Annotated in this window: 11 protein-coding genes; 6 read left to right on the forward strand and 5 right to left on the reverse strand. The window is 59.1% G+C overall.

What is annotated here, in order from left to right; genetic code table 11:
* Positions 1 to 189: 189 nt before the first annotated feature.
* Entirely contained in the window at positions 190 to 708 is a 519-nt protein-coding gene (locus ACWKWM_RS14075; RefSeq protein WP_483846724.1) for a glycine cleavage system transcriptional repressor, read from the reverse strand.
* Between the two features lie 442 nt (positions 709 to 1,150).
* On the opposite strand from ACWKWM_RS14075, the gene ACWKWM_RS14080 reads away from it, so the two are divergent.
* Positions 1,151 to 3,328, forward strand: coding sequence for a malate synthase G (locus ACWKWM_RS14080; protein ID WP_483846725.1), 2,178 nt, complete (start codon positions 1,151 to 1,153; stop codon positions 3,326 to 3,328).
* A 175-nt stretch (positions 3,329 to 3,503) separates the two neighbouring features.
* Here the strand turns inward: ACWKWM_RS14080 and ACWKWM_RS14085 are convergent, their stop codons facing one another.
* Positions 3,504 to 3,950 carry a response regulator gene (locus tag ACWKWM_RS14085; RefSeq protein WP_483846726.1) on the reverse strand — a complete coding sequence of 149 codons (447 nt, stop codon included), beginning with the start codon at positions 3,948 to 3,950 and terminating at the stop codon, positions 3,504 to 3,506.
* 228 nt (positions 3,951 to 4,178) lie between these two features.
* Between ACWKWM_RS14085 and ACWKWM_RS14090 the strand changes: the two genes are divergently transcribed.
* From ACWKWM_RS14090 to ACWKWM_RS14110, 5 genes are all read left to right on the forward strand, one after another.
* Positions 4,179 to 6,113: a putative nucleotidyltransferase substrate binding domain-containing protein gene (locus ACWKWM_RS14090; RefSeq protein WP_483846727.1), complete on the forward strand. Its 1,935-nt coding sequence runs from the start codon at positions 4,179 to 4,181 to the stop codon at positions 6,111 to 6,113.
* A 13-nt stretch (positions 6,114 to 6,126) separates the two neighbouring features.
* Positions 6,127 to 6,846 carry a 3'-5' exonuclease gene (locus tag ACWKWM_RS14095; RefSeq protein ID WP_483846728.1) on the forward strand — a complete coding sequence of 240 codons (720 nt, stop codon included), beginning with the start codon at positions 6,127 to 6,129 and terminating at the stop codon, positions 6,844 to 6,846.
* Positions 6,847 to 7,021: 175 nt separating this feature from the next.
* Positions 7,022 to 8,155: a PepSY-associated TM helix domain-containing protein gene (locus ACWKWM_RS14100; RefSeq protein WP_483846729.1), complete on the forward strand. Its 1,134-nt coding sequence runs from the start codon at positions 7,022 to 7,024 to the stop codon at positions 8,153 to 8,155.
* Complete coding sequence (locus tag ACWKWM_RS14105) at positions 8,152 to 8,331, forward strand: hypothetical protein (RefSeq protein WP_483846730.1); 180 nt, start codon at positions 8,152 to 8,154, stop codon at positions 8,329 to 8,331. The genes ACWKWM_RS14100 and ACWKWM_RS14105 overlap by 4 nt, the downstream gene beginning before the upstream one ends.
* 193 nt (positions 8,332 to 8,524) lie before the next feature.
* Entirely contained in the window at positions 8,525 to 9,154 is a 630-nt protein-coding gene (locus ACWKWM_RS14110; RefSeq protein WP_483846731.1) for a glutathione S-transferase family protein, read from the forward strand.
* A gap of 194 nt (positions 9,155 to 9,348) precedes the next feature.
* Here the strand turns inward: ACWKWM_RS14110 and creD are convergent, their stop codons facing one another.
* From creD to creB, 3 genes are all read right to left on the reverse strand, one after another.
* Positions 9,349 to 10,713 (reverse strand): cell envelope integrity protein CreD, encoded by a 1,365-nt coding sequence (gene creD, locus ACWKWM_RS14115; RefSeq protein ID WP_483846732.1) that lies wholly within the window; start codon positions 10,711 to 10,713, stop codon positions 9,349 to 9,351.
* 189 nt (positions 10,714 to 10,902) lie between these two features.
* On the reverse strand, positions 10,903 to 12,321 hold the full coding sequence (gene creC, locus ACWKWM_RS14120; RefSeq protein WP_483846733.1) for a two-component system sensor histidine kinase CreC: 1,419 nt from the start codon (positions 12,319 to 12,321) through the stop codon (positions 10,903 to 10,905).
* Complete coding sequence (gene creB, locus ACWKWM_RS14125; RefSeq protein WP_483846734.1) at positions 12,321 to 13,001, reverse strand: two-component system response regulator CreB; 681 nt, start codon at positions 12,999 to 13,001, stop codon at positions 12,321 to 12,323. Before creB ends, creC begins: the two co-directional genes overlap by 1 nt.
* Positions 13,002 to 13,059 lie beyond the last annotated feature (58 nt).

The raw sequence follows: 13,059 nt of genomic DNA on the forward strand, positions 1-13,059 counted from the left end.
GCTGTTCGTTGGCTTCCATAAGAATGCCACCGTGGCGCACAGACGCCTCGGCTTGGGCGAGTCCATCCAATTACAGAGATCACCAGCAGCGGGCAATCTCTGTGCTTTTATAGGAGCTAACTTGTTGGCGAGGCGGGATGTCAGGTGCGGCATCTCGCGAACAAGTTCGCTCCTACAGAAATCAGCGGCTCACTCCTGCGACTTGAGCACCAACTCAACCATCAAATCATCGGCCAGCGTTTCGAGGTGCTTTTGCAGCACTTCTAGCGACAACGTGGTCGGCACCCCCAACAAAGCAATGGCGGTAAACAGCGTCTCGCTGCTCATCGGGGCGGGGGACACGTCGGTGGTCAGGCGCTCGACATTGACGCCCTGCCCGGTCAGCAATTTGGTGATATCTCGTACGATGCCGGGCCGGTCGTTGCCTACCAGCTCCATGCTGATCGGCCGGGTCGTGCCCGCATTCTCGACGCCGCTTTCGGCAAACTGAGTGCGGATGCCGTCTTTGGCTAACGCCTGTAGCGCACTGATCAGCTCTTCACGCGATGCGAGCGGCACGCTCAAGCGCAAGATCCCCGCGAACTGCCCAGCCATGTGCGTCATGCGGCTTTCCAGCCAATTGCCGCCATGGCTGGCAATGCAGGAGGCGATCTGTTCAACCTGACCCGGTTTGTCGGGGGCAAATACGGTGACGACGAGATGATCCACAGTCAATTCCTCTTCTTTTGCTTTCAGCAGTCGGGCAAGCCCTGACCTGCACAGGTATCGGCCAAGTATAGGCAGATGCCACGTGAGCACGGCTACGTTACCCGCGATCTTAATCGTGTACTGTTTTAATAATTATCTGGAACAATCTGCCATATTTTTGAGAACATCTTGGCCCTATGCGTGACCGACTATGAAAATCGGGTCGTTCGGTGACATATTTAGTCTGATTCTCACGTCACAAGTCATCATGTAGTATTGCGCCGCAGTCACTACATGACCCTGAACATAACGCTGAAACGATGCCTGAGCCACATCACTGCACACCCAGGCCCAGCCGCCAGCGATGGCATGTTCTGGACGGGTAACAGCGATTCGTCGATGGCTTTAATAAAAAGCGCGCTCAAGATTGAAGCGCAGATAGCTGAGTAGAGTGAGGCAAGCAATGACTGAACACGTTCAAGTCGGTGGTCTTCAGGTCGCCAAAGTGCTGCTGGATTTCGTGAACAACGAAGCCCTCCCCGGAACCGGTCTCGATGCTGCCGCGTTCTGGAGCGGTGCCGATACGCTCATTCACGAGCTGGCGCCGAAGAACAAAGCCCTGCTCGCCAAACGTGATGACTTGCAGGCAAAAATCGACGCCTGGCACCAGTCCAATGCCGGCAAGACTCATGACGCCCCGGCTTACAAAGCTTTCCTGCAAGAGATCGGCTATCTGCTGCCAGAAGCAGCGGACTTTAAAATCACCACGCAAAACGTCGATGAAGAAATCGCTCGTATGGCCGGGCCACAACTTGTGGTCCCGGTGATGAACGCCCGCTTCGCCCTCAACGCGTCGAACGCGCGCTGGGGTTCGTTGTACGACGCGCTCTACGGCACCGATGCCATCAGCGAAGCCGACGGCGCTGAGAAAGGCAAAGGCTACAACAAGGTTCGCGGTGACAAGGTCATCGCCTTCGCCCGCGCCTTTCTCGACGAAGCCGCGCCGCTGTTTGCTGGCTCGCATGTCGACTCCACCGCCTACAAGCTGGTCGACGGCAAACTTGTTGTCACGCTCAAGGGCGGCAGCAATTCCGGCCTTTCAGACGACGCACAACTGATCGGTTTTCAGGGTGAAACATCAGCGCCAACGTCCGTGCTGCTCAAACACAACGGTCTGCATTTCGAAATCCAGATTGACGCCGCAAGCCCTGTGGGCCAGACCGACGCGGCTGGCGTAAAAGACGTGCTGATGGAAGCCGCGCTGACCACCATCATGGACTGCGAAGACTCTATCGCAGCGGTCGATGCCGACGACAAAGTGGTGGTCTATCGCAATTGGCTGGGCCTGATGAAGGGTGATCTGTCCGAGGAAGTCGCCAAGGGCGGCACTACCTTCACGCGCATCATGAACGCCGACCGCGTGTACACCTCGCCCACCGGCGAACCGGTCACGCTGCACGGTCGTTCACTGCTCTTCGTGCGCAACGTCGGGCACCTGATGACCATCGACGCGATCCTCGACAATCAAGGCAACGAAGTCCCCGAAGGCATTCTCGACGGCCTGATGACCAGCCTCGCGGCGATTCATAATCTCAACGGCAGCAGCACCCGCAGCAACAGCCGCACCGGTTCGGTGTACATCGTCAAACCGAAGATGCACGGCCCCGAAGAAGCGGCGTTCACCAACGAGCTGTTCGGTCGCATCGAAGATGTCTTGCGCCTGCCGCGCAACACGCTGAAAGTCGGGATCATGGACGAGGAGCGTCGCACCACGGTCAACCTCAAGGCCTGTATCCAGGCCGCCAGCGAGCGTGTGGTGTTCATCAACACCGGTTTCCTGGACCGCACGGGTGACGAAATCCATACCTCCATGGAAGCCGGCCCGGTGGTGCGCAAAGCGCAGATGAAGGCCGAGAAATGGATTGGCGCGTACGAAAACTCGAACGTCGATATTGGTCTGAAATGCGGCCTGCAAGGGCGTGCGCAGATTGGTAAAGGCATGTGGGCCATGCCGGACCTGATGGCCGCGATGCTGGAACAGAAAATCGCCCATCCGCTGGCTGGCGCGAACACCGCATGGGTGCCTTCGCCAACAGCAGCGGCTTTGCACGCGCTGCACTATCACAAGGTCGATGTGTTCGCGCGGCAGGCTGAGCTGGCTCAACGCGCGCCTGCCTCGGTCGATGACATCCTCACCATCCCGCTGGCACCGAACACAGACTGGACGCCGGAAGAAATCCAGAACGAACTGGACAACAACTCCCAAGGCATCCTCGGATACGTGGTGCGCTGGATCGATCAGGGCGTGGGTTGCTCGAAGGTGCCGGACATCAACGACATCGGCTTGATGGAAGACCGCGCTACGCTGCGGATTTCCAGCCAGCACATTGCCAACTGGCTGCGTCACGGCGTGGTCAACGAGCAGCAGGTGATGGAAAGCCTCAAGCGCATGGCCCCAGTGGTTGATCGTCAGAACGACGGCGACGCGTTGTATCGCCCGTTGGCGCCGGATTTCGACAGCAACATCGCGTTTCAGGCAGCGGTGGAGCTGGTGGTCGAAGGCACCAAACAACCGAACGGTTACACCGAGCCTGTGCTGCACCGTCGGCGTCGTGAGTTCAAGGCGAAGAACGGGCTGTAATTTAGCTCAACAAAAAAGGCGGCGCGTCTCACGACACGCCGCCTTTTTTCGACCACCAATCTGTTGGAGCGAGGCTTGCCCGCGAAGAGGCCAGCACTGGCAATATATATCCAAAACCCGATGCACAGCTTCGCGGGCAAGCCTCGCTCCAACAAACCTGTTTTTAGCGGGGGTTTCACTCCACCCCCAACTCCCGCTTCACCAACCGCAACAGCTGTTTGGTGTTGATCGGCTTGAGCAGGAAGTCCACGACGCTCAGATGCATCGCATCAATCGCATCGCGCACATGCGCGTCGCCCGAGACGATGATGATCGGCAACGCTGCGCGATCGGAATCACGTATCTGCCGAATCAGGTCAAGCCCGTCGCAAGGCGCCATGCGCAAGTCGGTGATAAGCAGTCCGATGGACGGGAGCGTTTGCAGCAAATGCATCGCGCTGTTGCCGCCAGCTGCGGTGATACAACTGATGTCGTTGAGACTGAGGATTTCGGCGAGCAACTCGCGCGCGTCCTTGTCGTCGTCGACGATCAATACCCGTTGTGGCGATTGTGAGGATGGCGCCGACATCACCTCATTGAGGGCTTCGCGCTCTTCATCACTCAAAATGTCGTGATCGAACATACCCGTCTCACTTCCCGTCGACTAAATTCTGACAGCGGATACGTATGAATCTGCTGCACGCATCAACATCTTCCTGCGGTGCATACCGCTTTTTGCTGGCGTTCGCCTGCAGTTCCAGCGCATCAAACAGCAACTGCGCACGCCCTTCAACGCCTAAGACTTACGTCCAATGGGCACTGCCGATTAAGCGGTCGACCATGGAGCTCATAAAAACAAGCGGTGTCAGTCATGAGCAAAGCGGACGCTTTCACCCAGGCAGGAAAAACAGCGGTGCTGCAAAACATTCACGGCACGATGCAATTTCTGCAGAAATTCCCGCCCTTCAACCAGATGGAAAACGCCCACCTGGCTTACCTGGTTGAACAGTGCCAGCTGCGTTTCTACGCTACCGATGAGAGCATCATCAAGACTGGCGATGGGCCAGTAGAACACTTTTACATCGTGAAGCAGGGCCGCGTTGTGGGTGAAAGACCACATTCAGCTAAAGGCGGCACCGAAACGACCTTTGAAATCACCTCGGGTGAGTGCTTTCCGCTGGCCGCTTTATTGGGTGAACGCGCCACTCGCACCGAGCACCTGGCAGCCGAAGATACGTTCTGCCTACAGCTCAACAAGCAGGCCTTCATCAAGCTGTTTGCGCTCTCCAGCCCCTTCCGCGATTTCGCCTTGCGCGGCGTCAGCAGTCTGCTTGACCAGGTCAATAGAGAAGTAAAGCAGAAAGCTGTGGAAACTCTCGGCACCCAGTATTCCCTTAACACTCGCTTGGGTGAACTGGCGATGCGGCATCCCGTGACGTGCGGACCGCAAATGCCGTTGCGTGAAGCGGTCAAGCTGATGGACGAGCAGCAGGTGGGCAGCATCGTGATCGTCGATGAGGCCAAGGCGCCGCTGGGGATTTTCACCCTGCGCGACCTGCGTCAGGTGGTGGCGGACGTCAATGCCGACTTCGGGCTCCCCATCGAGCGCAGCATGATTCAAGCGCCGTTTTATCTGAGCCCCGACGCCAGCGCATTTGACGCCGCCATCGCGATGACCGAGCGGCACATTGCGCACGTTTGCCTGGTCAAGGATCAGCGCCTGTGCGGCGTGGTCTCGGAGCGCGACCTGTTTTCGTTGCAACGGGTGGATCTGGTGCACCTGGCGCGGACCATTCGCACCTCGCCGCGCATCGATGCATTAAGCAACATGCGTGGCGATATCGTGCAGTTGGTAGATCGCATGCTGGCGCACGGGGCGTCATCGACGCAGATCACCCAGATCATCACCCTGCTCAACGATCACATGGTTTGCCGGGTCATCGAACTGACGCTGGAGGAAAAAGGCGATCCGGGCATCCCGTTCACCTGGCTGTGTTTCGGCAGCGAAGGCCGTCGCGAACAAACGCTGTACACCGATCAGGACAACGGCATTCTGTTCGAAGCCACGGACGCGGCCGACGCTGCGCGCATTCGCGGCCAACTGCTGCCGATCGCCGAACGGATCAACCAAAGCCTGGCGCTGTGCGGCTTTGCGCTGTGCAAGGGCGGGATCATGGCCAGTAACCCTGAACTGTGCCTGTCGCGCGTTGAATGGGCGCGGCGTTTTGGTTCGTTCATTCGCGAGGCGACGCCAGAAAACCTGCTGTCTTCGAGCATCTACTTCGACCTGCGCGTAGTCTGGGGCGATGAAAGCGGCGGCGAACAACTACGGCGCAGCATTCTTGATCAGGTAGCCGACAACAAACTGTTCCAGCGCATGATGGCTGACAACGCCTTGCGCCAGCGCCCGCCAGTTGGGCGTTTCAAGGATTTTGTGGTGGCGCGCAAAGGCAGTGAAAAAGACACCCTGGATCTCAAGACGCAAGGCCTGACTCCGTTCGTGGATGGCGCGAGATTGCTAGCGCTGGCCAATGGCATCGCCGCCAACAATACGCTGGAACGCTTGCGCCAACTGGTCGCCAAAGAGGTGATCGATCCACTCGATGGCTCCGCGTATGAGGAGGCGTATCACTTCATCCAGCAAACCCGCATGCAGCAGCATCAACAGCAGAGCCGGCAAAATTTGCCGTACTCCAACCGCATCGATCCGGATGTGCTCAATCATCTGGACCGACGCATCCTGCGTGAATCGTTCCGCCAGGCGCAGCGGCTGCAAACCAGCCTGACCTTGCGTTATCAACTGTGAAACTTCAAAACCGATGAATTTGTTCGAATGGCTCAGGCCAACCAAACGTGCGCAACCGCAAGCTTTGACGATGCAGCAATCAACGCGACTGAGCCAACTGACGCGCCCCAAACCCCTGAGCGAACAGCCGTTGCGCGATCAACGCTGGGTCGTGCTGGACCTGGAAACCAGCGGCCTGAACATGAGCCGCGATGAGGTGCTGTCGATTGGCGCACTGGTGATCGAGGATGGCGCGATCGATTTCGGTCAGCAATTCGAACGCACGTTGCTGCGCACCGATCACAAGCTAAACCCCAGCGTGTTGATTCACGGGCTGGGGCCCAGCGCGATTGCGGCGGGAGTTGAACCGGTGGAAGCGCTGCTGGATTTCATGGAATTTCTGGGGGACAGCCCAGTGCTGGCGTTTCATGCGCCGTTTGATCAACACATGATTGGTCGCGCGCTGAAGGAAAGCCTGGGTTATCGCCTGCAGCATCACTTTTTCGATGCCGCCGAAATGGCGCCGATGCTGTGCCCGCAGGCGTCGTTCCGGCAGGCCGGGCTGGATGACTGGACCGGCTTTTTCGGCCTGCACGCCGAGGAACGCCATCACGCCAGCGCCGATGCGTTGGTCACGGCGGAACTGGCGCTGATCCTGTTCAGCCACGCCCGCCGCCAGGACATCGACAGCCCTGCGCGGCTGGACCAGAGTTTGAGCCAGTGGCGTAGACGGCAGAAATCGCATTCGTTTTAAGGGCGTTACCGCTCGCTGACGACGCAGCGTCTGTTGACGTCTTCTGCGGGCACGACATAACGTGCCCACCAGCGTGAATTACAAATGGGAATCGCTTAGAATCGCGAAGCTGAAAGAAGGGCCACTGCCGCACAGTGGCCCTTTTGCTTTTGGCGCAAACGAGCATTGGAACGTCATGAAAAGCCAAACCATCCGCCGCTGGTCCTTCATCCACACGTGGACCAGCCTGATCTGCACAGTCTTCCTGCTACTGCTGGCGCTCACCGGCTTGCCGTTGATATTTCACCACGAGATCGATCACTTGCTCGGCAACTCGCCAGAGCTCAAGGCAATGCCAGCGGACACGCCGCGTCTGGATTTGCAGCAACTGGTCGCGGCGGCCGAAGCTCATCGTCCCGGTGACGTGATGCAGTACTACGGCAGTGACGACGATGACCCGAACGCCGTGTTCGCGATCATGGGCGCAACCGCAGGGGGCGACCCGAACGATTCCCACACCTTCATGCTCGACGCTCGCACCGGCGAAGCTTTCGAAACACCGTCGGCTAATGGCGGTTTCATGATGGTGATGCTGCGTTTGCACGTGGACATGTACGCGGGGTTGCCGGGCAAACTGTTCTTGGCCTTCATGGGCTTTTTGTTTTTGTTGGCGATTGTCTCAGGCATCGTGCTTTACGCGCCGTTCATGCGCCGGCTGGATTTCGCCACCGTACGCCCGAACAAATCCCGCCGCGTGCGCTGGCTGGATCTGCACAACCTGATCGGCGTTGTAACGCTGACCTGGGCGCTGGTGGTGGGCGTGACCGGCGTGATCAGCGCCTGCGCCGACCTGTTGATATCGGCGTGGCGCGCCGAGAGCATGGCGGCGTTGATCGCGCCCTACAAAGACGTCCCACCGCTGCTGCAACGGGCGCCTTCCACTCATGTGCTGGAGATCGCCGAACGCGCAGTACCGGGCTCGGTGGCGGATTTCATTGCCTTCCCCGGCACCCGTTTTTCGAGCGAGCACCACTACACGGTGTTCATGAAAGGCAGTACGCACCTGACCTCGCATTTGCTCACGCCGGTGTTGATCGATGCCAAGGACTTGAGCGTGACGGCCGTGGTCGAGCGGCCGTGGTACATGGACGCCATGAGCCTGTCGCAACCGCTGCATTTCGGTGATTACGGCGGCATGCCTATGAAAGTGCTGTGGGGCTTGCTGGATGTGTTGACCATCATCGTGCTCGGCAGCGGCGTTTACCTGTGGTGGGTCAGACGCCGGGCCGCGGCGCCTGCCAAGTTGCCTCAGGGCGAGGTGGCGCGTTGAAACGCTCGACCTTCTGGAAAGTATTCGCCCACCCCACATGGATCGCGGTGCTGACAGGGGCAGGCCTGTTCGCAGCGCTGCTCGGCGATGGCTGGTGGGATTCGCTGGCGTGGGTCGGGATGGCGATTCCGGCAGTGCTGAGCGCCAAGGGCTTGATGACACGCCGCGTCATCTGAATTTATCCCGATCTTGTCGGAGCTGACGAGCAACGCAAGGCTGCGATCAGGGTGTTTCAGACCAACCGGTATCGCAGCCCTGCGCTGCTCGTCAGATCCTGCTTGACCTTTAACCCCGGCACTTTCAGGCGGGCTATTGCGGTCTGTTCCTGCGCTGACTAGTCTACGGGGCTGTCAGACAAGAGGAACGTCCATGTCCGCCCCGAGCATGACGCTGTACTACAACGCGGCTTCACCTTTCGCACGCAAAGTGCTGGTGCTACTCCACGAAACCGGACAGACCAGCCGCGTAGGCCTCAAGCCTGTCTCACCCACGCCGGTCAAACCCGACAGCGAACTGTGCCAGGAAAACCCTGCCGGTAAGTTGCCCGCGCTGTGCCTGGCCGATGGCAACGTCCTGCACGACAGCCGGGTCATTCTCGATTATCTCGATTACCAGCATGTCGGCGTTCCGCTGATCCCCCGCGAAGGCTCGGCTAGATGGAGACGCCTGACCCTCGCCTCTCTTGCGGACGCCCTGATGGACGCGGCATTGTTGATCCGCTACGAGACCTTTCTGCGCGCGCCGGAAAAACAGTGGCCCGAGTGGCTCGACAACCAGCAGGAAAAGATCGCCCGCTCGCTGTTGTATTTCGAACAGGAAGCGGTGACCGAGTTGAGTTCCAGTTTTGATATTGCGGCGATCAGCCTGGCAGCAGGTCTGGGCTATCTGGACTTCCGCCAGCCGGACCTTAACTGGCGCAGCAGCTACCCGCGCCTGGCAGCGTGGTATTACGAAGTCAGCCAGCGCCCATCGATGATCCAGACCCAGCCGCCGGTTTGAGCAGTCGTTCCTGCTGATCGAAGGCTGGCATCTGTAGCAGCGAACTTGTTCGCGAGACATCCTGTGGGCATATCGCAGCGCCTGCCTCGCCAACAAGTTGGCTCCTGCAAAGATTCAGTGGCAGGTGCAGCGTCGCCAGCAGCATCTCAACCAAACCCTCCCCCACCCGCTGATCCTCCCGCAACCCCCGCCACCTACTCATGATTCACCTTGACCTTGGCCGGCGCTGGCGCAACGAGGCCGTACCAGTCCAGCTTGCGCGTCAGCACCATGAACACCACCAGCAGACCGAACAGCAGCAACGAACCCATCAACAGTGCGTAGTCCTCGGCGCTGAGCAGCCCGTAAAGCAATGCGTACAGCACACTCAGCGCCAGCGCAAAACCCACTCCCCGGTGCCAGCTCCCGAGTACATGGCAGACGTAAAACCCAATCAGCGACACACAGGCGCTGGCCGACACAAGGTACGCCAGAGCGAAGCCAATGTGCTCGGCCAGCGACAGCAGCAACAGATAGAACAGCGCCAGGGCCGCGCCCACCAACGCGTATTGCACCGGATGCACGGCCAGCCCTTTGAGTACTTCGAACAGCAGAAAACCAGCGAACGTCAGAGCGATGAACAGCAGCGCGTATTTGATCGAGCGATCACTTTTCAAATATTGATCCACCGGCGAAATGAAGCTCACACCGAAGCTTCGGGACTCGAACTCACTGCAGACTTTGTCCACCACGCAGCGGTTGAGTGTTTCCTGCAGGTTCGTTGAGAAGAAGGACGTCTGCCAGCTGGCGCTGAAACCCTCATCAGACACTTCGCGTTGGGTCGGCAGGTAATTCCCGATGAAACTCGGATGCGGCCAATCTGCCGATAGCTGCACGATACTGGTCTTGCCCACCGGGGTGATTTGCAGCTGCCCGGTGCCTTGCAGGCGCAGGTCGAAAGCAAAATTGAGCTGGGCCTGCTCGACGCCGGTTTGCAACGGCAGCTCGACACTCACGCCTTCGCCAAGCAGCGGCACGCGGGTGCCAGGCACGAAATCCAGCTGCTGTCCGTCGAGATCAAGCTTGAGCGCGTTCTCGATACCGCGCACATCGGTGATCCCGACCGCCAGGAACGGCTCCTCAAACTGGTAATCAGCGAAGTCATCGCCCAGACCGAAATGTTCGGGCAGGGCGAAATGGCCGCTGATGTGATTGTCCGCGTGATACAGCCGAGCCTCGTAAATGCCCCGAGCGCGCACTTCGGTCTGCACTTTGCCGTCGAGTTCGAAACGCTCAGGCAAAAAATACAAACGGCCCCGCTCCTGGACCGTGTCTTGATATCGCTCATTGGTCTGGGCATTGAGCTTCCAGATCCGCGTGGTCTTGCGATACGGCACGATCAGTATCGGACCGCTTAGTTGCTGGCTGTAACTGGAGCTGCGGGCGATGTCCTCCACCACTCCGTCGCGCTGGCTTTGCCGATCACTGATCAAGCCATTGATCATCATCAACGGAATCAGCAGCAACAGGATCAACAGCGCGATCACACCTAGTTTGAACAAACTCATGCCACGGTTCATGGGACTCTCCCTTTTTGATGGGGTGAGCTTGAAGAGCGCGTGTAGAGCATGTGTGCGGGAAGTGTGGAGATTGTGTGGAGAAATACAAAACTGTTGGAGCGAGGCTTGCCCGCGAAGTGTGCGACCCGGTTTAACAGAGATACCGCATCATATTCTTCGCGGGCAAGCCTCGCTCCAACAGAGCAACCGTCAATCCAACCAAACCACCACCAACACACCGCCGTCAGCGTTGCCGATCTGTAATTGGCCGCCATGCAGCTGTACCGCTTCTTCAACGAAGTTCAGCCCCAACCCGGTGCTTTTACGTCCGCTGTCGGGGCGCGGCAGCGAATAAAAACGTTCGCTCAAACGCGGCAGTGCGTATTCGGGAATCGGCTCGGCGCTGTTGAACAGCGTGATTTTCAGCCGACCATCCTCGCGCTCGGCAGCGAAGCGAAGCACGCCCCCCGCCGGAGTGAAATCCAGAGCGTTGTCCAGCAGATTGGCGAAGGCCTGACGCAGCAGAAAACGCTCGCCGGTAACAGCCACCTCAGGCGCAATACGCTGATCAATGATCAAGCCCATGCGTTCGATGCGCGCACTGTGGCCGCTCAGTCGCTCATCGATCAGCGCCGCCAATGGCACCACAACCCGTTCCTCCAGCCCTTGCCGCTGCTCGACCATCGCCAGATTCAGCAAACGCTCGATCAACTGCTGAACTCGCGCGCTTTCACTTTCGATGTTGCCGATGAAGCGCTGACGTTGCTCAGGCGTCATGTCTTCGTGCAGCAATTCGGCAGCGCCGCGAATCGCCGCCAGCGGGCTTTTCAGTTCATGGGTCAGCGTGTGCACGTAACGCTCGACGTAGGCCTTGCCTTCCAGTTGCGTGCGCATGTGCTCGACTGCGGTAGACAGTTGCTCCAGCTCCCCTCCGCGGTAATGCGGCAACTCGGCGCGGCGCCCTTCGCTGACGGCTTGGGCATAAGCGGTCAGACGACGCAGCGCGTGGCTCAACCACCACGACAACACCGCGCCGAGCAGCAAGCCCAGCACCACCAACCCGGCGCCGTACCACAGCAATCGGGTTTCAGTGCGGTCGACATACGGCTGAAGCGAGCTGTTGGGCTTGGCCACCGTGACCGCGCCGATGATCTGGCCGTTGTCGCGAATCGGCGCGCCAACGTGCATGACCGAGGTGTTGGGGTCATCGGGATCACTGCGGGTCGAGCGTGCGCCGTATTCGCCGCGCAGGGTCAGGTACACGTCATTCCAGCGCGAGTAGTCCTGCCCTACCGCTTGCTCGGCGGAATCCAGCAGCACGATGCCCTTGGCGTCGGTGACGTAAATACGATTGTTGACCTGATTCTTGGGCATGCCCCAAATCTTCGCGCCAGGCTGGCGCAACCCATAGGCCTTGAGTGCATCGGGGAAGTGGCTCTGATTGAGCGTCCCGGCCTTGACGTCTTCACGAAGAATTTCGGCCAGCAGGTTCGCCGTATCCACCAGCGTTTCTTCGGTGGACTGGCGCACGCCGGGGCGCACTTCTTTCATCACCGTGCTGAGCACGAAGTAACCAGTCAGCGCGATGAACAGCGCGTATACCAGAAAAATCCGAATCCCCAGCGGCATCAGCTGTTTCCTGGGCTGTAGCTGTAACCGAGCCCGCGATGGGTTTGGATCGGCTCGGCGTCGGCGGCGATCAACCGCAGTTTGGCGCGCACGCTTTTGATGTGGCTGTCGATATTGCGCTCGTAACCTGCGTCACTGGAAACGCCCATGGCGTCGAGCAACTGCTCTCGACTGAACACTCGTTCGGGTTGTTCGAGCAAGCTCTGCAGTAAGCGAAACTCATGCCGCGTCAGGCTCAGCGCCTGCCCGCGATAGCTGATCTGCATGCGTTCGGTGCTGATCGAAAACCGCGCACTGCCTGAATTGCTGTCAGTGCGGGGCGTCATGCGCTTGAGGATTGCCCGGACCCGGGCTGTCACCTCCCTTGGGCTGAATGGCTTGACCACGTAATCGTCAGCGCCGATTTCCAGCCCCACCACCCGATCGATTTCGCCGTCACGGGCGCTGAGAAACATCACCGGCACTTCGGTGAATCGGCGCAGTTGCTTGCAGGTTTCGAAACCGCTGATATCGGGAAGACCGATATCGAGGATGATCAGGTCAGCTGGCGTGGCGCGCTGGTGCTCAACCGCCGCTTGCCCAAGCGTCAGCCATGAGGTGGTAAACCCCTCGCCCTGGAGGGCATACACCAGGGTGTCGGCAATGGCGGCTTCGTCTTCGACAATCAGAATGTGGGGCATGGCATCCGAGCGCTTGGGAGAAAGCGCAACGGTGCTGGATGTCAGGCCCCTGCGTCAA

The sequence above is a fragment of the Pseudomonas rosaeacicularis genome, assembly GCF_057128745.1.